General features: G+C 60.0%; 23 protein-coding genes. 7 read left to right on the top strand and 16 right to left on the bottom strand.

What is annotated here, in order from left to right; all coding sequences use genetic code 11:
- Window positions 1–206 precede the first annotated feature (206 nt).
- The 4 genes from Q8K08_RS16740 to Q8K08_RS16725 all read left to right on the top strand — a co-directional run bounded on the left by Q8K08_RS16740 (window position 207) and on the right by Q8K08_RS16725 (window position 4,110).
- On the top strand, window positions 207–1,307 hold the full coding sequence (locus tag Q8K08_RS16740) for an ABC transporter substrate-binding protein (RefSeq protein WP_304803732.1): 1,101 nt from the start codon (window positions 207–209) through the stop codon (window positions 1,305–1,307).
- Between the two features lie 90 nt (window positions 1,308–1,397).
- Window positions 1,398–2,270, top strand: coding sequence for an ABC transporter permease subunit (locus Q8K08_RS16735; protein ID WP_304803704.1), 873 nt, complete (start codon window positions 1,398–1,400; stop codon window positions 2,268–2,270).
- Complete coding sequence (locus tag Q8K08_RS16730) at window positions 2,267–3,049, top strand: ABC transporter permease (protein WP_304803701.1); 783 nt, start codon at window positions 2,267–2,269, stop codon at window positions 3,047–3,049. Before Q8K08_RS16735 ends, Q8K08_RS16730 begins: the two co-directional genes overlap by 4 nt.
- On the top strand, window positions 3,049–4,110 hold the full coding sequence (locus Q8K08_RS16725) for an ABC transporter ATP-binding protein (RefSeq protein ID WP_304803699.1): 1,062 nt from the start codon (window positions 3,049–3,051) through the stop codon (window positions 4,108–4,110). Before Q8K08_RS16730 ends, Q8K08_RS16725 begins: the two co-directional genes overlap by 1 nt.
- Before the next feature lie 32 nt (window positions 4,111–4,142).
- Here Q8K08_RS16725 and Q8K08_RS16720 read toward each other — a convergent pair whose 3' ends face one another.
- The 7 genes from Q8K08_RS16720 to Q8K08_RS16690 all read right to left on the bottom strand — a co-directional run bounded on the left by Q8K08_RS16720 (window position 4,143) and on the right by Q8K08_RS16690 (window position 11,971).
- A complete protein-coding gene (locus Q8K08_RS16720; protein ID WP_304803696.1) occupies window positions 4,143–5,303 on the bottom strand; it encodes an iron-containing alcohol dehydrogenase in 1,161 nt (386 codons plus the stop codon).
- A gap of 4 nt (window positions 5,304–5,307) precedes the next feature.
- Complete coding sequence (locus Q8K08_RS16715; RefSeq protein ID WP_305250855.1) at window positions 5,308–6,687, bottom strand: aldehyde dehydrogenase family protein; 1,380 nt, start codon at window positions 6,685–6,687, stop codon at window positions 5,308–5,310.
- Window positions 6,688–6,760: 73 nt separating this feature from the next.
- Complete coding sequence (locus tag Q8K08_RS16710) at window positions 6,761–8,128, bottom strand: glutamine synthetase family protein (protein ID WP_305250884.1); 1,368 nt, start codon at window positions 8,126–8,128, stop codon at window positions 6,761–6,763.
- 90 nt (window positions 8,129–8,218) lie between these two features.
- A complete protein-coding gene (locus tag Q8K08_RS16705; RefSeq protein ID WP_305250853.1) occupies window positions 8,219–9,271 on the bottom strand; it encodes a TRAP transporter substrate-binding protein in 1,053 nt (350 codons plus the stop codon).
- A gap of 61 nt (window positions 9,272–9,332) precedes the next feature.
- Window positions 9,333–10,676 carry a TRAP transporter large permease subunit gene (locus Q8K08_RS16700; protein ID WP_304797131.1) on the bottom strand — a complete coding sequence of 448 codons (1,344 nt, stop codon included), beginning with the start codon at window positions 10,674–10,676 and terminating at the stop codon, window positions 9,333–9,335.
- Window positions 10,676–11,182: a TRAP transporter small permease subunit gene (locus Q8K08_RS16695; RefSeq protein ID WP_305250849.1), complete on the bottom strand. Its 507-nt coding sequence runs from the start codon at window positions 11,180–11,182 to the stop codon at window positions 10,676–10,678. The genes Q8K08_RS16700 and Q8K08_RS16695 overlap by 1 nt, the downstream gene beginning before the upstream one ends.
- Window positions 11,183–11,185: 3 nt before the next feature.
- On the bottom strand, window positions 11,186–11,971 hold the full coding sequence (locus Q8K08_RS16690) for an N-formylglutamate amidohydrolase (protein ID WP_305250847.1): 786 nt from the start codon (window positions 11,969–11,971) through the stop codon (window positions 11,186–11,188).
- A gap of 159 nt (window positions 11,972–12,130) precedes the next feature.
- On the opposite strand from Q8K08_RS16690, the gene Q8K08_RS16685 reads away from it, so the two are divergent.
- A complete protein-coding gene (locus Q8K08_RS16685) occupies window positions 12,131–13,000 on the top strand; it encodes a MurR/RpiR family transcriptional regulator (RefSeq protein ID WP_305250844.1) in 870 nt (289 codons plus the stop codon).
- 51 nt (window positions 13,001–13,051) lie between these two features.
- Here Q8K08_RS16685 and Q8K08_RS16680 read toward each other — a convergent pair whose 3' ends face one another.
- The 9 genes from Q8K08_RS16680 to Q8K08_RS16640 all read right to left on the bottom strand — a co-directional run bounded on the left by Q8K08_RS16680 (window position 13,052) and on the right by Q8K08_RS16640 (window position 21,070).
- On the bottom strand, window positions 13,052–13,573 hold the full coding sequence (locus Q8K08_RS16680) for a copper chaperone PCu(A)C (RefSeq protein WP_305250842.1): 522 nt from the start codon (window positions 13,571–13,573) through the stop codon (window positions 13,052–13,054).
- Window positions 13,574–13,643: 70 nt separating this feature from the next.
- Entirely contained in the window at window positions 13,644–14,003 is a 360-nt protein-coding gene (locus tag Q8K08_RS16675) for a hypothetical protein (protein WP_304797140.1), read from the bottom strand.
- Window positions 14,004–14,056: 53 nt separating this feature from the next.
- Complete coding sequence (locus tag Q8K08_RS16670) at window positions 14,057–15,424, bottom strand: FGGY-family carbohydrate kinase (protein WP_305250840.1); 1,368 nt, start codon at window positions 15,422–15,424, stop codon at window positions 14,057–14,059.
- Window positions 15,421–15,735 (bottom strand): L-rhamnose mutarotase, encoded by a 315-nt coding sequence (rhaM, locus tag Q8K08_RS16665; protein WP_304797144.1) that lies wholly within the window; start codon window positions 15,733–15,735, stop codon window positions 15,421–15,423. The genes Q8K08_RS16670 and rhaM overlap by 4 nt, the downstream gene beginning before the upstream one ends.
- Window positions 15,735–16,712 carry an ABC transporter permease gene (locus Q8K08_RS16660; RefSeq protein WP_304797146.1) on the bottom strand — a complete coding sequence of 326 codons (978 nt, stop codon included), beginning with the start codon at window positions 16,710–16,712 and terminating at the stop codon, window positions 15,735–15,737. Before Q8K08_RS16660 ends, rhaM begins: the two co-directional genes overlap by 1 nt.
- On the bottom strand, window positions 16,709–17,677 hold the full coding sequence (locus tag Q8K08_RS16655; RefSeq protein WP_305250837.1) for an ABC transporter permease: 969 nt from the start codon (window positions 17,675–17,677) through the stop codon (window positions 16,709–16,711). The genes Q8K08_RS16660 and Q8K08_RS16655 overlap by 4 nt, the downstream gene beginning before the upstream one ends.
- Entirely contained in the window at window positions 17,674–19,170 is a 1,497-nt protein-coding gene (locus Q8K08_RS16650) for a sugar ABC transporter ATP-binding protein (protein WP_304797150.1), read from the bottom strand. Before Q8K08_RS16650 ends, Q8K08_RS16655 begins: the two co-directional genes overlap by 4 nt.
- Before the next feature lie 63 nt (window positions 19,171–19,233).
- A complete protein-coding gene (rhaS, locus tag Q8K08_RS16645) occupies window positions 19,234–20,223 on the bottom strand; it encodes a rhamnose ABC transporter substrate-binding protein (protein ID WP_304797152.1) in 990 nt (329 codons plus the stop codon).
- 34 nt (window positions 20,224–20,257) lie between these two features.
- A complete protein-coding gene (locus Q8K08_RS16640) occupies window positions 20,258–21,070 on the bottom strand; it encodes a DeoR/GlpR family DNA-binding transcription regulator (RefSeq protein WP_304797154.1) in 813 nt (270 codons plus the stop codon).
- 165 nt (window positions 21,071–21,235) lie between these two features.
- Between Q8K08_RS16640 and Q8K08_RS16635 the strand changes: the two genes are divergently transcribed.
- Window positions 21,236–23,332, top strand: a complete 2,097-nt coding sequence (locus Q8K08_RS16635; RefSeq protein ID WP_305250835.1) for a bifunctional rhamnulose-1-phosphate aldolase/short-chain dehydrogenase — start codon at window positions 21,236–21,238, stop codon at window positions 23,330–23,332.
- Between the two features lie 11 nt (window positions 23,333–23,343).
- Window positions 23,344–24,591: an L-rhamnose isomerase gene (locus Q8K08_RS16630; protein ID WP_304797158.1), complete on the top strand. Its 1,248-nt coding sequence runs from the start codon at window positions 23,344–23,346 to the stop codon at window positions 24,589–24,591.
- The last annotated feature ends 24 nt before the right edge of the window (window positions 24,592–24,615 follow it).

The raw sequence follows: 24,615 nt of genomic DNA, 5'->3' as shown, positions 1-24,615 counted from the left end.
AGCTGAAGCCAATGAAATGCCGATATAATCGTTTCAGGAAGCTTTCTTGTGAAAAAATTGTCACAAGACGACGATAGATGACTTGTCTGACTCGCTCGCAGGCCTTTAACCTCCACCTATAAACCGCGAATCCGTTCCGGTTGCTCGAGCAGGGGGAACGGCATGGCAAGCGGGAGAGATATGATCAACCGGGAGAGACTCAGATGATGACAAAGAAACTGCTTGGGCTGACGACAAGCCTTGCCCTTGTGCTGACCGCACCGCTGGCTTCGGCGCAGTCAATGGCCGAACTGGAAGCTGCCGCGAAGGCCGAAGGCATGCTGTCCACCATCGCGCTGCCGCATGACTGGTGCGGCTATGGCGGGGTGATCGCCGGGTTCAAGGCGAAGTATCCAGAAATCAAGGTCAACGAGCTGAACCCAGATGCGGGTTCGGCGGATGAGATCGAGGCGATCAAAGCCAACAAAGACAACAAAGGCCCTCAAGCACCAGACGTGATCGACGTTGGTCTGGCCTTTGGCCCGCAGGCCAAATCCGAAGGCCTGACGCAGGCATACAAGGTCGCCACCTGGGACGAAATACCGGATGCGATCAAGGATGCTGATGGCCATTGGTACGGTGATTACTATGGTGTGATGTCGTTCCTTGTGAACACCGACATCGTTGAAAACGTGCCACAGGACTGGGCTGATCTGCTCAAGCCGGAATATGCGGGCATGGTGGCACTGGCAGGCGATCCGCGCGCGTCGAATCAGGCCATTCTGGGTGTGCTGGCCGCTGGCCTGTCCACGGGTGCGGCTGCAGGCGAAGAAGCTGGCAAAGCCGGGCTTGAGTTCTTCAAGGCGCTGAACGACGCGGGCAACTTTGTTCCTGTCATTGGCAAGACCGGCACGCTGGCACAAGGCACCACGCCGATTGTCATCATGTGGGACTACAACGCACTTTCCGCGCGCGACACGCTGGCCGGCAACCCGCCGGTCGAAGTGGTTGTGCCAGCATCGGGCGTTCTGGCCGGGGTTTATGTGCAGGCGATCAGCGCCTATGCACCGCAGCCCAATGCTGCCAAGCTGTGGATGGAATACCTGTATTCGGACGAAGGTCAGCTGGGCTGGCTGAAAGGCTACTGCCACCCCGCGCGCTTTAACGCGATGGCTGCTGCCGACAAGCTGCCGGCTGATCTGATGGAAGCTCTGCCACCGGCAGAATCATATGAGGCCGCCTACTTCCCGACACTGGAAGAAGTTGACGCAAACAAGGCCGCCGTTGTCGGTGGCTGGGATGCGACCGTCGGCGCAAACGTCCAGTAAGATATGAAAGCCGCCTGCCCGGTTTCATGCCGGGCAGGCGGCACTCTTTGATAAGGGGCCGCAAAGCGCCCCACGCAACAGGGGACCGTGATGCCAAAGCAACCGGGGGGCCAGCGCCTTCGCCTGCCGCTTGAGTGGCTGGGCATTCTACCCTTCCTGATTTTCGCCATGCTGTTTCTGATCATGCCCACGATGAAAATCGTGATCGGGGCGTTTCAAACAGCCGACGGCAGTTTCACCCTGCAAAACCTGATCGACCTGAACACCGACTCGATTCGCTCTGCCTATTGGACATCGCTCAAACTGTCGTTTGTAACGGCGCTTTTAGGGTGCGCGATCGGCTTTGCAATGGCGGCAGCCGTGGTTTTTGGCGGCATACCAAAGGGCGTGCGCAATCCGCTGGTGACATTTTCAGGCGTTGCGTCGAACTTTGCCGGGGTGCCGCTGGCCTTTGCCTTTATCGCCACGCTTGGCCCGGTGGGTCTGGTGACAGTCTGGCTGCGCACCGAATTTGGCATCAACCTGCGGGCGATGGGGTTCAACCTGTTGTCGTTCTGGGGTCTGGTGATCACCTATCTGTTCTTTCAGATCCCACTAATGATCCTGATCATCATTCCTGCGCTGGACGGGCTGAAGCGCGAATGGCGCGAGGCGGCGGCAGTTCTGGGCGCCACGGGTGCGCAATACTGGCGCATGGTGGCATTACCGATCCTGTTCCCGTCACTGCTGGGCACATTTGCGCTGCTGTTTGCCAATGCCTTTGGCGCGGTGGCTACGGCCTTTGCCCTGACCGGACCGCAGCTGAACATTGTCCCGATCAAGCTGTTTGCGCAGATCCGCGGTGATGTGCTGGGCAACCCAAACCTTGGCTACGCGCTGGCATTCGGGATGATCGTCATTACGGCCTTGGCGAATTTCCTTTATATCTGGCTGCGCGTGCGGTCTGAAAGGTGGCTGAAATGACCCGCTTTTTCGCTTGGGGCACGTTTCTGCTGGGCTGTGTGTTCTTTGCGCTGCCCCTGATCGGGATGACCGAGTTCAGCCTGAAGATGCGGCGCGGCGAGTATTCGTTCGACGCCTATCGCCGCGTGTTCGAAGATCAGCGGTTCTGGGATACGTTCAGCTATTCTCTGATTCTTGCTGCTGCAACAATTGTCGTGGGCGTGCTGCTGGTGGTGCCCACGGCCTATTGGGTGCGGCTGAAACTGCCGCAGGCCCGCCCGGTGATCGAGTTCATCACTTTGCTGCCGTTGGTTATCCCGGCCATTGTGATCGTGTTCGGCTATATCCGGCTTTACAACACCTCCAGCTTTCTACCGCTGACCGGCTCTGCGCTTGGCACCGATATTCTGCTGACCATGGGCTATACCACTCTGGCCCTCCCCTACATGTATCGATCCGTCGATACTGGATTGCGCACAATTGATGTCGCCACCCTGACCGAGGCCGCACAAAGCCTTGGTGCCGGATGGGTCACAATTTTGGCGCGGATCATCCTGCCCAATGTGATGGTAGCGGTGTTGTCGGGCGCGTTCCTGACACTTGCAATCGTGCTGGGCGAATTCACCATGGCGGCGCTTCTCAACCGCCCGGCCTTTGGCCCGTTCATGCAGCTTTTGGGCGCCAACCGCGCCTATGAGCCGCCCGCGCTGGCGGTGATCGCCTTTGCCATTACCTGGGGCTGTATGGGGTTGATGCAGCTTGTCACCCGGTTCTCAAAACACGAAAGAGCGAAAGCCTGATGTCCTTCCTGACCATGACCAATCTTGAAAAGCTTTTTGGCCAGAACCGCGTGGTCAAGGATTTCAGCCTGTCGGTTGAAAAGGGCGAATTCATCTCGCTGTTGGGGCCGTCGGGCTGTGGCAAGACCACAGTGCTGCGGATGGTGGCGGGCTTTGAATCCCCCACCGCTGGAGGGATCACGATTGACGGCAAGGATGTGACCGGGCTTAAGGCCAACTCGCGCAATATCGGGATGATGTTTCAGGCTTATGCGCTGTTTCCCAACATGACCGTGGCCGACAACGTGGCCTTTGGGCTAAAGGTCAAGGGCGCGCCACGGGCCGAACGCGATGCCCGTGTGGCCGAAATGCTGGCGCTGATCGGGCTTGAAGATCTGGGCGCGCGCTTTCCGTTTCAGCTGTCTGGCGGGCAGCAGCAGCGTGTGGCTTTGGCGCGGGCGCTTGCCCCGCGGCCTTCGGTGCTGTTGCTCGATGAGCCCTTGTCAGCACTAGACGCCAAGGTGCGGGTGTCCTTGCGCAACCAGATCCGGCAAATTCAGCAGGATCTGGGGATCACCACCATCTTCGTGACCCATGATCAGGAAGAAGCCATGAGCATTTCTGACCGGATCGTGGTGATGAATGGCGGTGTGGCCGATCAGGTCGGCGCTCCATTTGAAATCTATAACCGCCCGCGCACAAAGTTTGTGGCGAATTTTGTCGGCACGCTGAACACCTTTGAGGTGGAGGTGACTGATCCGACCACAGGCCGGGTGACGCTTGCGGGTCAGGGGTTGAGCCTGCCCAATGCACCGCTTGCAGCGCATGTGGGTGAGAAATTGTCAGTCGCGCTGCGCCCCGAGGCGTTGCGTCTGGGCCGCCTGCCCGACGCCGAGGCGCTGTTGACGGCAAAGGTGACGGATGTGAACTTCATGGGGTCGGTGATCCGGCTCAAGGCCGATCTCGCCGGGGCCGCCGTGTCGCTCGACACCTTCAACCGCCCCGACACTCCGCCTCCCGTGGTGGGCAGCGAGGTGGAGGTCAGCCTGTCTGGCCGTGATTTCATCCTCTTGCAGGCGTAGGGCGGGGTTCACCCCGCCACCCTACCCCCAATTCACATACAGGCGTCGAACAGCGCTCGGGTGTTCTGCTTCGTCATTTCAATCGGGTTGCCGCCGCAAGACGGGTCTTCCAGCGCCATATCGGTCAACATGTCCAGATCTTCGGGTTTGACGCCCATCGCGGTCAGGTTGGCCGGAATGGACAGCTCGGCGCGCAGGGCCATGATGGCCGCGCGGAACCCGTCAAAGCCGCCTTTGATGCCAAGATAGGCAGCGGCCGCATTGATCCGGTCTTCAATCGCAGCACGGTTGTAGTCCAGCACCATCGGCATCACCACCGCATTGGTGGTACCGTGGTGGGTGCCGTATACCGCGCCGACAGGGTGCGACAGGCTGTGGATCGCGCCCAGACCTTTCTGGAACGCAACCGCGCCCATGGCCGCCGCACTCATCATATGGCCACGCGCCATCAGGTTGGTCGGGTCTTTGTAAACGAGGGCCAGGTTTTCAAACACCAGCCGCATCCCTTCCAGTGCTATGCCTTGGCTCATCGGGTGGTAGAACGGGCTGCAATAGGCTTCAAGACAATGGGCAAGCGCGTCCATTCCGGTGCCTGCGGTGATGAACTTTGGCATCCCCACGGTGAGGGCCGGGTCGCAGAGCGTGATCGCAGGCATCAGTTTTGGGTGGAAAATGATCTTTTTCTTGTGGGTTTCCGAATTGGTCAACACGCCCGCACGCCCAACCTCAGACCCGGTGCCTGCGGTGGTTGGCACGGCCAGAATGGGTGCGATCTTGTCACCATCGGCACGGGTAAACCAATCGTCGACATCTTCCAGATCCCACACGCTCAGGTCTTTGCGCTGATGCGCCATCAGGGCGATCATTTTGCCCAGATCCAGCGCCGACCCACCACCAAAGCAGATCACGCCATCATGGCCGCCCGCGAGAAAGGCGGCGATGCCGTCGATCATGTTGCGCTCGTTCGGGTTCGGGTCCACTTCGGAAAACACCGCGCGGCCCAGACCTGCGGCGTCCAGCACCGACAGCGCCTCTGCCGTGATCGGCAGGCTGGCAAGCGCCTTGTCTGTCACCAGCAGTGGCTTTGTCAGGCCGATGCTTTTGGCATGATCGGCCAGTTCGGAAATCCGGCCCACGCCGAATTTGATGGCGGTCGGGTAAGACCAGTTGCGGTTTGGCACGCCGTGCGACATGAGGTCAGACTTTCTTGAGGTGATAGGATTTCGGGCGGGTCACCGAATGGAAACCCAGATAAGACAACGAATTACCGCGACCGGTGTTCTTGCATCCGGTCCAGCACAGCGCCGGGTCAAGGTAATCGGCGCGGTTCATGAAGATGGTGCCGGTCTCGATCTGTGCGCCGATTGCGGCGGCGGTATCGTAATCCTGCGTCCAGATACTTGCGGTCAGACCATATTGACTGTCATTCATCAGCGCGATGGCTTCGGCGTCGTCTTTTACCTTCATGATGCCGACGACGGGGCCAAAGGATTCCTCTGTCATCACCCGCATGGTGTGATCGACATTCACCAGAACCTGCGGCGCAAGGTATGCGCCGCCATCATCGGCGGGGAAGTTCGCGGGGTCGATCAGCGGCTTGGCACCGGCGGCGACAGCTTCGGCCACCTGATCACGCACGACTTTTGCAAAGCGCGCATGGGCCATAGGGCCCATCGTGCTGCCCGCGTCAAACGGGTTGCCGAGTTTTAGCGCATTGGTCCACGCCACCGCCTTTTCGACAAATGCATCATATAGGGACTCGTGCACATAAATCCGCTCGATTCCGCAGCAGCATTGGCCCGCGTTGAACAACGCGCCATCCATCAGCGTATCGACAGCCGCATCAAGATTGGCATCCGCCCGCACATAGCCGGGGTCTTTGCCCCCCAGCTCTAACCCCAAGGGCGTGAATGTGCCCGCCGCCGCACGCTCCATCGCCTGCCCGCCCGCAACGGATCCGGTGAAGTTGATGAAATCAAACGACCGCGCCTTTATCAGGGTCTCTGTCGTGGCATGGTCCAGCACGATGTTCTGGAACACATCGTCAGGCACACCCGCCGCATGAAACGCCTCGGCTAGCCGTTCACCCACCAGCATGGTCTGGCTGGCATGTTTGAGCACAACCGTATTGCCCGCGATCAGCGCAGGCACCAGCGTGTTGATTGTGGTGAGGTATGGGTAGTTCCACGGGGCCACGATGAACACCACGCCCAGTGCCTCGCGCGCGAGGTAGCGGCGGAAAGTGTCGCTGTCTTCGACGACCTTCGGGGCCAAAACCTCGGCAGCGATCTCTGACATGTATTCGGTGCGAGCATTCACGCCGCCGAACTCACCGCCAAAACGGGTCGGGCGGCCCATTTGCCAGGCGAGTTCTTCGACGATCACGTCCTGCATCTGGTTCAGCCGGGCGACGCCTGCCTTTACCAAAGCGATGCGGTCTTCCAGCGACCGGGCCGCCCAGGCCTTTTGCGTGGCCCGGGCGCGGGCAACCGCGGCTTGCGCGGCGTCCAGCGTAAGCGGTGTGCGCTCGGCATATACCCGGCCGTCGACCGGAGAGATCAGTTGAATGGGCTTCATGTTCCGTCCTCGTAGAGCGGGATTCACCCCGCCATTCCCTTGCATCAGCGGCGGGGTGAACCCCGCCCTACCCTCAGGCCCGCTCCAGCAGGCGCTGCAATTCGAAATCAGTCACCACGCGGTCCGCTTCGCCAATTTCCCAGCGGGCGGCATGCGTGTAGTGATCCACCACGTCACCGCCAAAGGCCGCGCGCAGCATGGCAGAAGCATTCAGCAGATCTGCCGCTTCGCGCAGGTTGTGCGGAATCTCGCGGATGCCTGTGGCGGAATACATGTCACCCTTCATCTCGGGCTCCAGCTCCAGCTTGTCCTCTATACCGGCCAGACCGGCGGCCAGCAGGGCGGCGCAGGCAAGGTAGGGGTTCACGTCACTGCCGGGGATGCGGCATTCGACCCGAACGGCTTTTGTGTGCGCGCCACAGACGCGGAAGCCTGCGGTGCGGTTGTCGGCGCTCCACACGGCTTTGGTGGGGGCGAACATACCGATGGTAAAGCGTTTGTAGCTGTTGACGTAGGGCGCCAGAAACGCCGTGATTTCCTGCGCATGCGCCAGTTGCCCGGCCAGAAAGTGCTTCATCGTGGCCGACATGCCATGTGCGTCATCGTGGTCATAGAACGCGGGCTCGCCGTCTTTGGTCCACAGGCTTTGGTGAACGTGGCTGGATGACCCCGCCTTGCGGTGATCATACTTGGCCATGAAGGTCACCGACTTGCCCTTGGCATGTGCTATGTCCTTGACCGCTTGCTTTACCACGATGTGGTTGTCAGCAGTGTCCAGCGCGTCGGAGTAGCGGTAGTTCACCTCGTGCTGGCCGGCATCCGCCTCACCCTTGGTGTTTTCCACAGGGATTCCAGCAGCATACAGCCCGTTGCGCACGTCGCGCATCAGGCCTTCTTCCTTGGTGGTCTGGAAGATGTGGTAATCCTCGTTATAGCCCGAAATCGGCTTCAACCGTGACAGCCCGCCATCGCGCAGGTCTTCATAGGCGTTCTCGAAGATATAGAATTCCAGTTCCGTCGCCATCATCGGCTCAAACCCAAGCGCGCGCGCGCGGGCAACCTGACGCTTCAAGATAGCGCGGGGGCTTACGTTGATGTCTTCCTTGCCAGCATGATCCATCAGATCGGCCAGCACCAGTGCTGTGCCGGGCAGCCATGGCAGCACCCGCATGGTGTCAAGGTCGGGCTTCATCATATAGTCGCCGTAGCCCTGCTCCCACCCGGCGGATTTATAGCCCGGCACGGTGGTCATCTCCATGTCCACAGCCAGCAGGTAGTTGCAGCAATGGGTTTCTTTATACCCGCTGCTCAGGAAAAACGCCGCGTGAAAGCGTTTGCCCATCAGACGCCCCTGCATGTCCACAGCGGCCACCAGAACCGTGTCGATCGTGCCTGCGTCCACCAATTCGCGCAAAGCGTCCAGCGTCAGATTGCCCGGCATGTCCCATCCCCGTCGTTCGATTTTTTTGATCATATTCTTGCGTAGCAAGGGGCGCAATGCATGCGCCCCCATCGGTTACAATCCCCGTGATCAGTCGTAGCGATACGGACGACCCGCCTTGTTCTGAACGTCGTTGTATTCCTTGAAGATCGCCACAACCTTGGCTTTCACTTCGGATTCCGCCGCGATTTCATCCCAGAATGTGACAGCCGCCGCTTCGACGGTGGCCCATTCTTCATCCGGTATCGTGGTCAGTTGCAGCTTGCCGCCATTCAGGCGCAGATCAGCCTCGCCCGCCCAATACCAGTGCTGGCGGTAGTAGTGCGACTGCTCAAAGCAAGTGGCCAGCATTTCCTGCAAATGCGGTGGCAGGGCGTTCCACTTGTCCATATTGGCAAAGAAGTGCCCGATCCACGCGCCCGAGATATTGTTGGTCAGGAAGTAGTTGGTCACATTCGACCAGCCCACGGTATAAACCTCGGTGATGCCAGACCATGCGATGCCGTCAAGCTCGCCGGTTTGCATCGCGACTTCGATATCTTCCCAAGGCAGGGTCACCGGCACCACGCCAAACTGGGTCAGGAAGCGGCCGGCGGTCGGGAAGGTAAAGATACGTTTGCCTTTCAGGTCAGCCAAGCTGTTGATCGGGTCTTTGGTCGAGAAATGGCACGGATCCCACGCGCCAGCCGAGATGTGCTTGACGCCAACCTTGGCGTATTCTTCCTCCCAGATCGCTTTCAGGCCGTATTTGTTGAACAGCGCGGGCACGTCGAGGCTGTAGCGCAGAGCCATTGGGAAATAGCCGCCGAACACGGTGACTTCGGTGGGTGACGCCATGGAATCATCGTCCGATTGCACGCAGTCGATGGTGCCGCGCTGCATGGCCTGAAACAGCTCTCCGGTTGGGACAAGCTGATCGGCATAGAACAGTTCAATCTCCATCTGGCCAGCGGCCATCCGGTTAAAGGCCTCGATGGCGGGTTTCACCACCTCTTCGCCCAGTGCGGCCCCGGCATAGGTCTGCATACGCCATTTGATCACGTCCTGCGCGCGGGTAACCGCGGGCGTGGCAAGCGTGGCGGCCCCGGCACCAACGGCAAGGGTGGCGCCTTTGGTCAGGAAGGAACGTCTGGATGTTGTCATCTGTGATACCTCTTGTTGGTGGGTTGGGCGGGCGCGGTGTGTCCGCGCCTCAATTCAGGTCTCAGTTTCGATAGATCAGGTGCGGCAGCCAAAGCGCGATCTGCGGAAAGGCCATGATCAACCCAAGGGTAAAGATCATCACGCCGACAAACGGGGTAACCGAACGATAGATATCGCCCATGGTAATTTCCTTGGGCGCAAAGGCCCGCATCAAAAACAGGTTATAGCCAAAGGGCGGAGTCAGGTAAGCAATCTGGCAGGTGATGGTGTAAAGAACCCCATACCAGATCAGCACATCCTGACGCGGCAGGCCAAGGTCCAGCGTGGCAACCAGCGGCACATACAAGGGTGCCACGATGACCAGCATGGCGGTGTCATCCAGAAACATTCCCATGAGCAGGAACGACAGCTGCATCAGGATCAGGATGGTCCACGGCCCCATGTGCAAACGGTCCACAAACAGCGCCTCAACTGCCTTTACCGCGCCGAGGCCGTCGAACACCGCGCCAAAGGACAAAGCGGCAAGGATCACCCACATGAACATGCAAGTGATGCCAAGGGTATTGCGGGTCGCAACCTCAAAGACGTGCCGGGTAAAGGTGCCCTTGATCACCGCACCGATTACTGTGGCCGCAACCCCGATGACGCTGCTTTCAACCAGACTGGTCCAGCCGTAGATAAATGGCAGCATCATCGCGCCGAAAATGATGAACGGCAAAAGCCCGGCGCGCAGGCTGAGCAGCTTGTCAGCAAGCGTGATCTGCGCGCGTTCCTCAACACTCAGCGCCGGGCCAAGATGCGGCTGAAAGCGGCAGCGAATGGTGATATACAAGATAAACATCGACGCCATCAGCAGCCCCGGCATCAGCCCAGCCAGCCACAGTTCAGACACCGGTGCGCGGGCGATCATGGCGTAAAGCACCAGCACAACCGAGGGCGGGATCAGGATACCAAGGCTCGACCCGGCCTGTATGACGCCAGTGACCATGCGCTTGTCATAACCGCGCCGCAGCAGTTCAGGCAGCGCAATGGTAGACCCAATCGCCATGCCAGCCACCGACAGACCGTTCATCGCGGAAATGAGCACCATCAGCAAGATAGTCCCGACCGCCAACCCGCCACGCACCCGGCCAAACCACAGGTGGAACATGCGGTACAGGTCATCAGCCAGCTTGGATTCCGACATCACGTAGCCCATGAACACGAACATCGGCAGCGACAGCAGCGGATACCAGCGCATCAGCTTCATGGTGGCGGAGAAACCCATCTGCTCACCGCCTTGCCCCCAAAGCGACAGGGCCGCCACCACGGCGACAAAGCCGATGATGCCGAAGACCCGTTGCCCGGTCATCATCATCAAAAGCATGGTCGAAAACATCAGGGCCGCGATCATCTCATAGGGCATCAGATGGTTTCCCCACGGATGGTGGCCACGTCACGCAGCAGCGCGGCAAGGGCTTGCAGCAACATCAGGAAAAAGCCCACGCACAGGATCACCTTGATCGGCCAAAGATAGGGGCGCCATGCGGTCGGGCTGCGTTCATTGTATTGCAGCGAATACAGGGTGGAATCGATCGCACCCCATAGCATGACACCCAGATAGAAAATCAGCGCCAGCACCGTGATGGCATCCCACCACGCGCGGCGGACCGGGCTTTGCTGAGCATAGAACAGATCCATCCGCACATGGCTGCCCATCTGCATGGCATAGGGACCGCCCAGCACGAAATAGGCCACCATCACAAACTGCGCCATTTCCAGCGTCCAAAGCGACGGCGTGCCCGATGCCTTGCTGATGGTGGACCACATCAGAATGCCCATCAGCACGAACAGCAGATACATCGCCATCCGGCCCACACCGTAATTCAGCTTTTCCACCAGTCGCACAAAGAAAATGGCAAGTCGCGGCATAGCTTACCCCTCTGCCACGGCAAGCAGCGCCCGTTGCAGCACGGGGGCCAGACTGTCGGCCATCACCGCAACCTGTTCAGGGGTCGCGATCAGGTCATTGCGGATTTCCAGCATGGCATTCAGCAGCCCGTAGGGCGTTGCATGCAGGCGCAAGGTATGGGTGACGCCATCGGCAGCAGAATAGGGTTTGTTCAGCGCGCAACCCAGATCGGTTTTTGCTTGGGCATCGGCCACAATCGCCCGTGACAGGCGATCATCAGCATCGTGGATCACCCCGAATTCCACCGCGCGCGCCTGTCCGTGGTAGACCGGGGTAAAGGAATGGATGGTGACAATCACCGTCGCCCGTCCAAGCGCCAGACGCCGTGCAATTTCGCCGTGCAGGGTGTTGTGAAACGGCAGATACAGCGCTTCGGTCCGGTGCAGACGGCTTTCGGGGGTCAGGGCATGGTTGCCGGGAATGTCATGCACCTCGGACCGCGCAGCCATGGCGTCGGGGCGGTCGGGTCCACGGTTCAGATCATAGATCAGACGACTTACAGGAGCATGAACCAGCGTGGCATCAAGCCGAGCCGACAAAGCGCGCGACAGATCCAGCGCGCCCGGATCCCATGCAATATGGTCGCTGCGTTGCGCATCCGTCAGCCCAAGCCCGCCCCACGGGTCGGGAAAGGCGTTGCTGGCATGTTCACATACCAACAAAATTGGACTCGCAGCATCGCGATGTTCGACACTGGCCGTAAAAGACGGCTGGGTGGAATGCAGGCTCATCAGTGACTCGGACCCCATGATTGCCACCCTAGGCTTCTTGATCTGGCACGGTTCTGTCAAGAATTTTTCTTCTGCACAATTTCTGTTACAATAATTTCGGAAATCAGGCAGAGTGGTTTGCAACCAACCTTGTTGCCCGGCAAAATCACGGGCCAAACTGGCAAGAAAGGCAGGCACATGGACCTCCCCTTGGGTGTCGAAGACAGGATGCGTGCAGCCTTGCCAGAGCTGACACGGGCCGAGCGACAGGTGGCCACGCATATTTTGCGCCATTATCCGGTGGCAGCACTCGGGTCGATCACCGCTTTGGCACGCGCGGCCGAAGTGTCAACGCCAACAGTTGTGCGCCTGTGTCAAAAGATGGGCTATCGTGGCTATCCAGACTATCAGTCGGCCCTGCGCGGAGAATTGGGGGCGATGCTGGAATCGCCCTTGGTCAAGCATGATCGCTGGGCTGGTGGCGCGCCGGACACCCATATTCTGAACCGGTTTGCCGATGCGGTGGTGGCCAATCTTCAGGCCACGCTCAGCCAGATCGACCATGACGATTTCGACGCCATTGCCAACCTGCTGGCCGACCCGTCGCGCCGCATCTTTGCAATGGGCGGCCGCATCACCCATGCCCATGCCGACTACCTTGTGTCGCTGATGAAGGTGGTCCGCCCCGAGGTGACGCTGCTATCGGATATGTCAAACACCTGGCCGCCCGCGCTGCTGGACATGAAGGCGGGCGATGTGCTGGTGGCGTTTGACATTCGCCGCTATGAAAACTCGGTCCTGCAACTGGTGGAACTGGCCGTGGAACAGGGGGCCGAGGTGGTGGTGATCACCGACCGCTGGGTCAGCCCCGCCGCCGCCCACGCCCGCCACACCCTGACCGCCCATATCGAGGCACCTTCTGCATGGGATTCAACCGTCTCAATTCTGGTGCTGATTGAAACGCTTTTGGCCAGCGTGCAAAGCCGGACATGGGCCGAGACTGAAGGGCGGATGAAGCGGCTGGAAACGCTGTATGACCGGTCCCGGTTCTTTCGCCGCTACCGTTAAGGCACCCGTGGCGCAGAACGCCACGGGCCAACACATTTGCGCAACGTCGGTTCAGTGCCCCATGGCGGAATGATCAGCGCCAGTTGACGGATCAACGCTGAACTCAACCTCCACTCGACCTGCATGTTTAAAGATCAGTGTGGCAGGCACCATCTGGCCTTCGATCATCGGCTCGGTCAGGCCCATGAACATGATGTGCATGCCGCCACGCTCCAGCAACACCGTCTCTCCGGCGGGGATGTCGATGGCATCCACATGCATCATCTTGGCGATGCCATCAGCGCTGTGGATGGTGGTGTGAAGTTCGGAATGCTTGACCGATGGCACCTCAATGCCGATCAGGCGGTCGTCGGTGGTGCCCTCATTGGCAATACCCATAAATCCCCCGGCCGATTTGGCAGAGGCCCTCGGCGCTAGTATGTGGGGGTGAATGATTTCCAGATCGCCTGCGGTCACGCCATGCGCCTGGGCTTGCGCAGGAGTGGCCAGCATCATGGCGGCGCACAGCGCCACAAGCGGCTTTTGCAGCGATTGGAAAGACAGAACAGAACGGAAAACGGATGCGATTTGCATTGTAATTGCCTTTTTGGCTTGGGCTCGGCTTTCGCCGGCTGTCAGGACTGAAGTAACGGTTCAGACTGGATCAAGCCAAAGGCGGCGCACGCGGCGCGTGAGCGGGGTCATGCACAGCAGCGATGGTTTGCCGCGCGCGCGGCGCAAGAACCACGGCAACCAGCTGCAAATCAGCATCGCGCAGCAGGCAGGTATTGGCAGGCACCAGTGCCGCGCCCGCAACTGTGCAGACCGGGCAGTGTTCTGCCATTGCAGATTGTTCAGGCCCGGACGTTCCGCAAAGATCGGGCAGGCCAAAGCCAGCAGCCAGAAAGGCCTGAACCGAAGCCTCTTGTTGCGAGGGCGCACGGTGCCCAAAGCCTGTGACACCCAAAGCCATTGCCAGAAGGGCAACCAGCGCAAAGCTGCGCAACCTTATGATCAGGGACAAGGCCATCCCTGCGACATGCCGCAAATTGCGCGGCAAATCAACGGGGCACTGTGTCACGAGGCATCAGGCTGACGCGCACCTGCCAGCGTGCGCCAAACCCGCGCATAGGCGGCCAATCTGGGGTCAGGCATCATCGCACCCCGGTCATCGGCTGTGGCCTTGGGCCGGGCGAAAAGCATCGCCGCCCCAACCGCTGTGCCCGTGCGCATCGAGGACGACAGGACAGACCGCCCGGTTGCGGCGTGCAACATGGTGCAAAACCACGGGTTAGATGCAAAAGGCCCCTCAATGATACTGGGGCCATCCGCGCCAATGGCCGCCAAAGATTCTGCTGTCATCAGCGCAAGGTAGTAGCCCAGGGCGACCTCGCGCTGCGGATCGGTCATGGGATCGTTGGCCCAGCGGTGCGGCATCCCCTGAAACGGGCCACTTTCAGGCACGACAGAGGGCAACAGCATAACCCGCTTTGCCAGCACCTGATCTGCATCTGCCACCCCTGCCACGGCGGGCTTGCCTGATTGCACCAGATCATACTCCCGCCCACCCATGAACCGGGCCGAGGGCACGGCATCGCCAAAGGCGTTCACGTTGATCAGCGTATCGCGCGACGGGTCCAGCGTGACCGGGTGGCCGCCGACCGCCATCGACACCACCCAGGTTCCGGTGGAGACCACGGCAAACGGGGCTTGCCGCCCAAGCAGATGCGGCAGCAACGACGCGTTGCTGTCATGCAGGCCGCACAACACCGCGACCGGGCCGATGCCAAGCGTGGCCTGCAAATCGGGCAGCAGCGTGCCAAGCACGTCACCGGGTGCCCGCGCTGGGGCCATCTTTTCTGCCAGACCAAGCGCTGCGGGCAGAGTGGAAAAGCCGTGCGTCATGGGGGCCCAAAGGTCGGTATGACAGCCAAGCGAGCAGATATCGCTGGCAATTTGCCCGGTCAGCTTGTGGCCCCAGTATTGCGGCCACATCAGCACATGTCGGATACGGTCGCGCAACGTGGGGTCTTCGCGCAGTTGCCAAAACAATTGCGCGCCCAGATTAAGGCCAAGCGGCAGCTTAGGACTGCCTGTCTCGGAAAACGACGGACGAATCTGGTCATAGGCGTCCCGGGTGGTGTCTGGCCCTGCGTGTTCATAATCCAGAACCGGGGCCGCCAATGCGCCATTGCCATCAAGCAGGGCGGCGCAGGCGCCATGCGTGGTCACGCAGATCGCGTCAATCCCATGGCTGGTGGCTAGCTCTGTCAAAGCGCCCCGCAAAAAGGCCCATTGGCCATCGGTATGAAAATGCGGCCAAGGGGGGCCGGGCAGCACACGGTTGGGCGCAGTGCGCACGGCCACTTCGGTCAGGGTCGCCAGATCAACCAAGGCCAGCTTGACGTTGGTTTTGCCGATGTCGATGATCGCCGCGTGAGTCATGGCATGTGAAACACGGTAACCAGCGGCACGGCCACGGGTTCATTGTCTGGCTTGGTTTCCATGATATCAGCCATATGCGCCCACCAGCGTTGCATCACCGGATGTGCAGGCAAAGTGGCCATCGTGTGGTCTTCACGCCGCCACAGAACGCCGAACAGGATACGGCTTTCGCGGTCCAGATGGATGGAATAATCCTGCACCCCCGCCTGTTTCAACAGGCCCACCACTTCCGGCCATATCTCATCATGGCGGCGGATATATTCAGCCTCGGCCCCTGGATTAAGACGCATTGTAAAGGCGTATTTCTCCATCATCCTCTCCTCAGCAGCCGGGGCAATGCGATGACGACGATCAGCAGGACGCCGAGGAAAATGCTCATCACTATTCCCGGCACGTTCAGCAAGCCAAAGCCAAAGGTGACCATGCCCATGATTAGCGCCGCCAGAAAAACGCCTGCAACACTGCCTGCCCCCCCTAGGATGCTGACACCGCCAAGCACAACCATGGTCACGATCTCCAGCTCCCATCCGGTGGCAATCGACGGGCGGGTGGACCCAAGGCGCGAGGTAAGGCAGACGGCAGCGATCCCGCTCATCACCCCGGTCAGCAGGAACAGGATAAACCGCACACGCGCCACTCGAATTCCAGAAAACTGGGCGGCGGTGGCGTTGTTGCCGATGGCAAAGACTGCACGGCCAAAACTGGTGCGGTGCAAAAGCACATAATAGACCACGGCCATTGCTGCAAACAACGCCAGCTCAAAGCTGATCACCCACCAGACATAGCCTTGGCCAAAGAACTTGAAGCTGGCTGGATAGCCAGTAAACGCCTTATCTCCAAGGATGATATAGGCAACCCCGCGAAACAAGCTCATAGTGCCAATCGTCACCACAATCGACGGCAGACCAAGCCCGGCCACCAGCGCCCCGTTGATCGCGCCACACAAAAGACCGGTGCCAATCCCGATCAGCACCAGCACGGGGGTATCGGCCCCCGCAGCCATGGCCACCCCCATCGCGGTGGACGAAAGCGCAATGATCGACGCGACCGACAAATCAATATCGCCCGCGATGATCAGCATCGCCATGGCAAAGGCGATCAGCGCCTTTTCGGTGAAGTTGAAAGTGGCATCCGACAGATTCCACACATTCAGGAAATAGGGCGACGCAAAGCTGTTGGTGACAAAGACCGCGATGGCCACGGCCACCAATATCGCCTCCCAACTGCGCAAGGCGCGGGTGGCGGGCGATTGCAGACGATCAGGAATGATGCGGTGATGCGGGGTCATCTGGCCTCGGCTGATTTGAGGATGATACGGCCGGGCGCGCGCGCTTGGGTGGCGTTAAAGGTGACCGCCAGTACAATAGCTGCGCCAGAAATCGCCATCTGCCAAAAGGGCGAAATGCCGACAACAGGCAGCGCGTTCTTGATGACGCCAAGGAACAACGCGCCAAGGACCGCTCCGGCAACCGTGCCCGCCCCTCCCGCAATCGCCACGCCACCGATCACACAGGCGGCAACCACGTCGAGTTCAAACCCGCCTGCAATATCGACATAGGCCACGGCATAGCGTGCAACCCAAAGATACCCCGCCAAGCCCGCCAAAGCGCCGGAGATGACAAAGGCGGAAAACTGGGTGCGACCCACGTTGATACCAGCATAAACGGCGGCATGCGGGTTGCCGCCCACGGCATAGAACGACCGGCCCAGCGCGGTGCGGGTCAGCACCACTGTGAACAGGATTATCAGCGCAATCGCCATCCAGCTCATCACCGGCAGGCCCAGCAGAACGGTGCGCGGCAGCGCCTTGAAACCGTCAGACATCTGATGCGCGTTCACCCACTTGCCATCGGTGATCAGAAAAATCGTGCCGCGAAAAATCGTCATCGTGCCAAGCGTCACAACAATCGAGGGGATACCCAGCTTCCACACCAGCACCCCGTTGACCGCCCCAAGCCCCGCACCCAAGGCAACAACGCCCATCAGGATCAGGGGCAATGGCACGCCCGCCCCATTCATCAGCGCCGCCACCATGCCGCATAACGCAAGATTGGCAGCCACCGACAGATCAATGCACTTTGTCAGAATTACAATCATCTGACCGATGGCCAGAATGATCAGCGGCGAGGTATCGTTGAGCACATTGGCAAGGTTTGCGGGCCGCACAAAGGCCGGGAACCGCGCGGCAACAACACCGATCAGCAGAAGAATTGCCAGCGCCAAAAGCGCCTCGCGGGATTTCAGCAGGCTCATGCCGCCACCGCCAATCCGGCGGCGGCGCGCACCAGAGTTTCGGGCGTCATCCGGTCGCCCGCGACCTCATCCACGATACGGCCTTCGCGCATCACGATCACCCGGTCAGACATGCCCAGAATTTCCGGGATTTCCGAACTGACCATAATCACCGCCAAACCTTGCGCCGCCAATTCGGCCATGAACTCGTGCACTGCCGCTTTGGACCCGATGTCGATGCCCTTGGTCGGCTCGTCCAGAATGATCACGCGCGGCTGGGTCGCCAGCCATTTGGCGATGACAACCTTTTGCTGATTGCCGCCCGACAGAAGCCCCACATCCTGATCCAGACTGGCGGCGCGCAGATCCAGCCGCCCGGTATAGTCGCGCGCCAGCTTGAATTCTTCGGCCAGACGCAAGAACCCCGCGCGCGATGTGCGAGACAGCGACGGCAGTGTGACGTTCTGAAATATCGGCAAACCCTTGACCGCGCCCTGCTTGCCGCGATCTTCTGGCACATAGACGATGCCCGCAGCGATGGCTTCGGACGTCGAACGGATAACCCGCACCTGATCGTCAATCCGCGTAGCCCCCTTTGATGGCTTGGTGATGCCAAACAAAGATTGCATCACCTCTGACCGCCCGGCACCGACCAGCCCGTAAAAGCCCAGAATCTCGCCCCGGTGCAAGGTAAAGCCGATGTCAGCAAATTCGGTGGGGTGGCTATATCCTGCAACAGTCAGCACAGGCGCGCCGATATTGCGGTGGCGGGCGGGAAAAATCTGATCGACCGACCGACCCACCATCATCTGCACCAGATCATTTTCGGACACGTCCCCCATGTCACCCTGGCCCACAAACTGCCCGTCACGAAACACGGTGTAGCGATCAGCAATCCGAAAAATCTCATCGAACTTGTGGCTGATGAACAAAATCGCCTTGCCTTGCGCCTTCAGCTTTTCAACCAGCTCATACAGCTCGTGAATTTCCTTGTAGCTCAGCGCGGCGGTGGGTTCATCCATGATCACCACCCGCGCATCAATCGACAGCGCCCGCGCGATGGCGACGAGGTGTTTTGATGCTATCCCCAGATCACGCAACCGCAGGTCGGGGTTCAGCGTCGCCCCGATCCCCTCTAACAAGCGCAGCGCCCCGTCCCGCATGGCGCGGCGGTCGATCAGACCAAAACGCGTGCGCGGCGCATGTCCCAGCCAGATGTTTTCCGCTACTGTCAATTCGTCAAACAGCACGGTTTCCTGATGGATCGCCGTGACTCCCGCTTTGCTGGCGGCTTGGGCTGTCGGGAAATGAACCTCGGCCCCGTCAATCGTGATGTTGCCCGCATCGGGTTGATAAACTCCGGTCAGAACCTTGACGATGGTGGATTTGCCTGCGCCGTTTTCACCGATCAACGCGGTGACCTGGCCTGCGTAAAGATCAAGCTGCACCTCGGACAGCGCCTTGACCCCCGGAAATGACTTAGAGATGCCGCGCAGCGACAGAACGGGATTCATCGCGGGTTCCTTCAGAAAAGAGTACCCCGACCGGGGGAGCGGCCAGCCGGGGCAGATGACAGATCAGAAGATCGACTTGAACGCTTCGATGTTCGACTTGTCATAGGTGAAGGGGTCCGACATGGCCGCTTCATTGTTTTCGTCCAGCGTGGCAGCCCCGATACGACCCATCGGAATGGATGCGCCCGGCGCGGCCTCGGCCCCTTTGATCAGATTGTAGGACAGCATCGTTGCCGCATAGCCCAGATCAATCGGGTTCCAGATCGCAAAGCTGATCGTGGCCCCGGACTCGACAGCACCGGCCATTTCCGATGGCAGACCAAGGCCCGTGACGTTGATCTCACCGATCTTGCCAGCGTCTGTCACCGCTTGGCTGGCGGCGAGGATGCCAACCGTGGTTGGCGCGATAATCGCCTTTAGGTTCGGATATGTCGCCATCAACCCTTGGGCCTCACGGTAGGATTTGTCGGCGAGATCGTCGCCGTAAACCGTCGCGACAAGGTTCACATTCGGATAGTTCGGCAGCACCTTTTTCGCCTCTTCGATCCAGATATTCTGGTTGGTCGAGGTGGATGTCGCCGACAGAATTGCCACATCTCCGGTGCCGTCGATATGATCAGCCGCCAGCTTGATGATGGTGTTGCCGATCAGCGCCGAGGACGACGGGTTCAGGTGCAACTGGCGGCCCTCTTTTGCCACGCCCGAATCCCATGAAATAACGGTGATGCCACGGTCCATCGCGCGTTGCAGCGCCGGGGCCACGGCGTCGGGGTCATTGGCCGAAATCGCGATGGCGTTGACGCCTTGCGCGATCAGGGCGTTGATCACCTCGATCTGGCCTTCGGCGGTGGTGCTTGTCGGCCCGGTATAGATGATTTCCACATCACCCAGTTCCGCCGCCGCTTCTTCGGCACCCTTGGCTGCGGCTTCAAAAAAGCCGATGCCCAGTGCCTTGACCACCAGCGCGATCTTGACGTTTTCGGCTGCCGCGGTCTGTGCCATCAGCACGGTAGCAATCGCCGCCGTGGTCAGAGCCTTCTTCAGAATACCCATGAGTTCCTCCCTTATGAGCCGTTTTCCCTCCGCCTCAGGCGTCGCCCGTGCGGTCCTCCGTTCTGTCCGCGACGCCAATCTGCGTCACGATCAGCCTGATATCCGCGGCCTCCAGCATGGCAGCGTCGCGGTCTGTGATGCCGTCATCGGTAATGACGGTATGGATGCGCGACAGCGCGCACAAAAGCAGGCTGGAGCGCGCCGCAAACTTGGTGCTGTCGGCCAGAACGATCAGTTCATCCGCCTGACCGATCAGCTTTTGCTCAGCCTGCACCAGCAGCGGATCACCCTCCATCAGACCCAAGGGGCCAAGACCGCGGCACCCCATGAACATGCGCCGCGCGTAGAAATGGCGGCTGCCGTCTTCGTCGAACGGCGATAGGATGATGTTTTGCTCGCGGTAAATCGCGCCTGCGGGCAACAGCACGGTGTTTTTGGAGTGTTTCAGCAGATGTTCGGCAATCGGAAAGCTGTTGGTAAATACCTGGCAGCGCTTTGCCGTCAGCGGATGCACCATCTGAAAGGTGGTGGTTCCGCCGTTGATGATAATGGCTTCACCATCGTCGCACAGATCAACCGCCGCCCGCGCAATCGCACGTTTTTCGGCCAGACGGATACCTTCGTTCACGCTGAATGGTCGCGCATTGATGCCGACATACTGCGGCGGCGCGATGGATTCCGCCCCGCCCCGCACCCGGCGCAGCTTTTTCTGAACATGCAGCGTTGCGATATCCCGGCGGATCGTCGCCTCGGATGATCCGGTCAGCGTCACAAGATCGGCCACGGTCACCACCGGGCGCCCCTCGATCGCAGACAAAATAACCCTGTGCCGTTCGCTTTCGTGCATTGCGTCCTCCCCTTGGCTGGCAGGTTTCCACTTGAATCACTCAGTGTCAATCATTTTCAGTCATCAATGATCTTTCTGCGGTGCAGAATGATTGCTTCTGATCGTTTATGATTGACATTCAGCCCATTCCGGGCACATTTGCCACAAGACGCGAGGGAGGATCACATGACCGTCACCGGAAACCGGCTGGAAAACCTGTGGGATGATGCCCGCGCAAGCCCGATGTCTGAGTCGGAAAAGCTTCTTTATCGCTCAAACCTTCTGGGGTCAGACAAGCGGGTGACCAACTATGGCGGCGGCAATACCAGCGCCAAGGTGATGGAACGCGACCCGCTGACGGGTGAGATGGTCGAGGTCTTGTGGGTCAAAGGGTCTGGTGGTGACATCGGCTCTATGAAGATGGACGGCTTTTCAACGCTGTATATGGACAAGCTGAATGCGTTGCCCGGGCTGTATCGCGGGTTGGCGCATGAGGATGAGATGGTGGGCTATCTGCCCCACTGCACCTTTGCGCTGAACCCGCGCGCCGCATCCATCGACACGCCACTACACGCCTATGTACCGCGCAAGCATGTCGACCATGTCCATTCCGATGCGATCATCGCGATTGCGGCCTCGGTCAATTCGCGCGAGCTGACCGCGCAGATTTTTGGCGCCGATATCGGCTGGCTGCCGTGGAAAAGACCGGGGTTCGAACTGGGCCTGTGGCTACAGACCTTTTGCCGCGACAATCCGACGGCCAAGGGCTGTGTGCTGGAGAGCCACGGCCTGTTTACATGGGCCGATGATGCCAAGGACTGCTACCTGACCACGCTTGATATCATCAACCACGCGGCACAATGGCTGGAGGCGAAATCGGCTGGCAAGGCTGCCTTTGGCGGTGCGGTGCGCCCGACATTGCCAAAGGGTGAGCGTCGCGCTGTGGCGGCACGGTTGATGCCGGTGATCCGGGGGCTGATCTCGAAAGACCGGCACAAGGTCGGGCATTTCGACGATAGCCCCGCAGTGCTGGAGTTTCTGGGGTCGGCGATGCTGGACACGCTGGCACCGCTTGGCACCTCCTGCCCCGACCATTTCCTGCGCACCAAGATCCGGCCGCTGGTGGTCGCGTTCGACCCCGCCGCGCCTGATACTGATGCAACCGTGGCTACCTTGGCAGCGGCTGTTGACGCCTACCGCGAAGATTACGCAGGCTATTACGACCGCTGCAAACATGACAACAGCCCCGCAATGCGCGACCCCAATGCGGTGGTCTATCTGGTGCCGGGTGTTGGCATGATCACATTCGCGCTGGACAAGGCCACGGCCCGTATCTCGGGCGAGTTCTATGTGAACGCCATCAACGTGATGCGCGGGGCGAGCCTTGTTTCCACCTATCAGGCGCTGCCAGAACAAGAGGCGTTTGATATCGAGTACTGGCTGCTGGAGGAGGCAAAGCTGCAACGCATGCCGCGCCCCAAGGCGCTGGCGGGCCGGGTGGCGCTGGTCACCGGCGGTGCGGGCGGTATCGGGGCGGCGACCGCCGAACGCCTGCTGCAAGACGGGGCCTGTGTGATGCTGGCCGATATTGACGCGGCGGCCTTGCAGGCCACGGCAGACACTCTGGCCAAGCGCCATGGTTCGGATGTGCTGCGTACCGTCCAGATGAACGTCACCGACGAGCCGCAGGTGATCGCGGCCTACGCGGCAGCGGCGGTCGAATTTGGCGGCGCTGACATTCTGGTGTCGAACGCAGGCATCGCATCTTCGGCCCCGGTCGAGGAAACCTCGCTGGACCTGTGGAATAAGAACATGGACATCCTGTCCACCGGCTATTTCCTTGTATCGCGTGAGGCGTTCAGGCTGTTGCGCACGCAAGGCATTGGCGGATCGATAATCTTTGTCGCGTCCAAAAACGGCCTGGCCGCCAGCCCCAACGCCAGCGCCTATTGCACTGCCAAGGCCGCCGAAATTCACCTTGCCCGCTGTCTGGCACTGGAAGGCGCGGATGCGGGCATCCGTGTGAATGTGGTCAATCCCGATGCGGTGCTGCGCGGGTCAAAGATCTGGTCCGGCGAATGGCTGGACCAGCGCGCCAGCACCTATAAAACCGACAAGGACGGGCTGGAAGAAATGTATCGACAGCGGTCGTTGTTGAAACGCGCAGTGCTGCCGGAAGATGTTGCCGAAGGGGTGTATTTCTTTGCCTCTGACCTGACCGCCAAATCAACCGGAAACATCCTGAATGTGGATGCGGGCAACAAGGAAGCGTTCACGCGCTAAGGGGGGCCGGGATGGCACACGCAGCTTACGACTCTGCCCGCGCGCAATTTGCCGATTGGGGTGTTGATACCGAAACCGCGCTGACCGCGCTGACCGCGATCCCGATTTCCATGCATTGCTGGCAAGGCGATGATGTCAAGGGGTTCGAGCGCAAATCCGGGACCGCAAGCGGTGGGATTCAGGCCACCGGTAACCATCCGGGCCGGGCACGCAACGTGGCCGAGTTACGGGCCGATCTGGAGTTTGCCTATTCCCTTATCCCCGGCAAACACCGTCTGAACCTGCATGCGTTTTATATGGATACCGACGAGTCGCCTGACCGGGACGCTATTGAATACCGCCATTTTTCCAAATGGGTGGATTGGGCCAAGGAGCAGGGGTTGGGGCTGGATTTCAACCCGACCTTTTTTGCGCATCCCAAAGCTGACGATAACCTGACCCTTTCGCACCCCGATCAAGGCATTCGCGACTTCTGGATAGAGCATGGGCGTCGCAGTCGCGAAATTGCAGCGCAGATGGGGGCGGCGCTGGGCAATCCGGTGGTGAACAACATCTGGGTGCCGGATGGGTCAAAGGATATTCCGGTGGACCGGATGGCGGCACGTCGCAGGCTGGAAGCCTCGCTGGATACGATGATGGCCGATCCCCTGCCGAAATCCCAGATGCGCGATGCGGTGGAATCCAAGCTGTTCGGCATCGGGGTGGAATCCTGCACCGTGGGCAGCCATGAGTTTTACCTTGGTTATGCCATCCGCAAGGGCACGATCCTGTGTCTGGATATGGGCCATTTTCACCCGACAGAAAACGTGGCCGACAAGCTGTCCTCGGTGGCGCTGTCGGTTGATGAAATCCTGCTGCATGTGTCGCGCCCGATGCGCTGGGACAGTGACCATGTAATCTTGCTGAACGATGACATTCTGGCCATGGCACAAGAGCTGGTGTTCGCCGATTTGCTGGGCCGCACGCATATCGGGCTGGATTTCTTTGACGCAACAATCAGCCGCACAGCGGCTTGGGTGATCGGCACCCGCAACATGCAAAAGGCGCTGCTGCGCGCGCTGCTGATGCCACAAGCGCGCCTGAAAGCGGCGGAACAGGCGCTGGATTTCACCACGCGGCTGATCCTGACCGAAGAGCTGAAAGACCTGCCCTTTGCCGCCGTTTGGGAAGAATTCTGCACGCGCGCCGGCGTGCCGGTGGGGGCGGCGCTGCTGGGCGATCTGTCCGCCTATCAGGCCAGCGTCACAGGACGGTCATAACCAAGCTGACCCCCGCCAGCGCGG

The organism is Pseudotabrizicola sp., from assembly GCF_030684215.1.
Classification (GTDB): domain Bacteria; phylum Pseudomonadota; class Alphaproteobacteria; order Rhodobacterales; family Rhodobacteraceae; genus Pseudotabrizicola.
This window is presented reverse-complemented; position numbering and strand designations above follow the sequence as displayed.

What these genes read in the sequence shown, in the direction of transcription:
- Q8K08_RS16670 (WP_305250840.1), bottom strand. Translation starts at nt 15,424, where the DNA reads ATGACTCACGCGGCGATCATCGACATCGGCAAAACCAACGTCAAGCTG.
- Q8K08_RS16740 (WP_304803732.1), top strand. Translation starts at nt 207, where the DNA reads ATGACAAAGAAACTGCTTGGGCTGACGACAAGCCTTGCCCTTGTGCTG.
- Q8K08_RS16630 (WP_304797158.1), top strand. Translation starts at nt 23,344, where the DNA reads ATGGCACACGCAGCTTACGACTCTGCCCGCGCGCAATTTGCCGATTGG.
- Q8K08_RS16695 (WP_305250849.1), bottom strand. Translation starts at nt 11,182, where the DNA reads ATGCCGCGACTTGCCATTTTCTTTGTGCGACTGGTGGAAAAGCTGAAT.
- Q8K08_RS16710 (WP_305250884.1), bottom strand. Translation starts at nt 8,128, where the DNA reads ATGCCGGGCAATCTGACGCTGGACGCTTTGCGCGAATTGGTGGACGCA.
- Q8K08_RS16635 (WP_305250835.1), top strand. Translation starts at nt 21,236, where the DNA reads ATGACCGTCACCGGAAACCGGCTGGAAAACCTGTGGGATGATGCCCGC.
- Q8K08_RS16685 (WP_305250844.1), top strand. Translation starts at nt 12,131, where the DNA reads ATGGACCTCCCCTTGGGTGTCGAAGACAGGATGCGTGCAGCCTTGCCA.
- Q8K08_RS16640 (WP_304797154.1), bottom strand. Translation starts at nt 21,070, where the DNA reads ATGCACGAAAGCGAACGGCACAGGGTTATTTTGTCTGCGATCGAGGGG.
- Q8K08_RS16680 (WP_305250842.1), bottom strand. Translation starts at nt 13,573, where the DNA reads ATGCAAATCGCATCCGTTTTCCGTTCTGTTCTGTCTTTCCAATCGCTG.
- Q8K08_RS16650 (WP_304797150.1), bottom strand. Translation starts at nt 19,170, where the DNA reads ATGAATCCCGTTCTGTCGCTGCGCGGCATCTCTAAGTCATTTCCGGGG.
- Q8K08_RS16655 (WP_305250837.1), bottom strand. Translation starts at nt 17,677, where the DNA reads ATGAGCCTGCTGAAATCCCGCGAGGCGCTTTTGGCGCTGGCAATTCTT.
- Q8K08_RS16660 (WP_304797146.1), bottom strand. Translation starts at nt 16,712, where the DNA reads ATGACCCCGCATCACCGCATCATTCCTGATCGTCTGCAATCGCCCGCC.
- Q8K08_RS16725 (WP_304803699.1), top strand. Translation starts at nt 3,049, where the DNA reads ATGTCCTTCCTGACCATGACCAATCTTGAAAAGCTTTTTGGCCAGAAC.
- Q8K08_RS16730 (WP_304803701.1), top strand. Translation starts at nt 2,267, where the DNA reads ATGACCCGCTTTTTCGCTTGGGGCACGTTTCTGCTGGGCTGTGTGTTC.
- Q8K08_RS16720 (WP_304803696.1), bottom strand. Translation starts at nt 5,303, where the DNA reads ATGTCGCACGGCGTGCCAAACCGCAACTGGTCTTACCCGACCGCCATC.
- Q8K08_RS16700 (WP_304797131.1), bottom strand. Translation starts at nt 10,676, where the DNA reads ATGCCCTATGAGATGATCGCGGCCCTGATGTTTTCGACCATGCTTTTG.
- rhaS (WP_304797152.1), bottom strand. Translation starts at nt 20,223, where the DNA reads ATGGGTATTCTGAAGAAGGCTCTGACCACGGCGGCGATTGCTACCGTG.
- rhaM (WP_304797144.1), bottom strand. Translation starts at nt 15,735, where the DNA reads ATGGAGAAATACGCCTTTACAATGCGTCTTAATCCAGGGGCCGAGGCT.
- Q8K08_RS16735 (WP_304803704.1), top strand. Translation starts at nt 1,398, where the DNA reads ATGCCAAAGCAACCGGGGGGCCAGCGCCTTCGCCTGCCGCTTGAGTGG.
- Q8K08_RS16715 (WP_305250855.1), bottom strand. Translation starts at nt 6,687, where the DNA reads ATGAAGCCCATTCAACTGATCTCTCCGGTCGACGGCCGGGTATATGCC.
- Q8K08_RS16705 (WP_305250853.1), bottom strand. Translation starts at nt 9,271, where the DNA reads ATGACAACATCCAGACGTTCCTTCCTGACCAAAGGCGCCACCCTTGCC.
- Q8K08_RS16690 (WP_305250847.1), bottom strand. Translation starts at nt 11,971, where the DNA reads ATGGGGTCCGAGTCACTGATGAGCCTGCATTCCACCCAGCCGTCTTTT.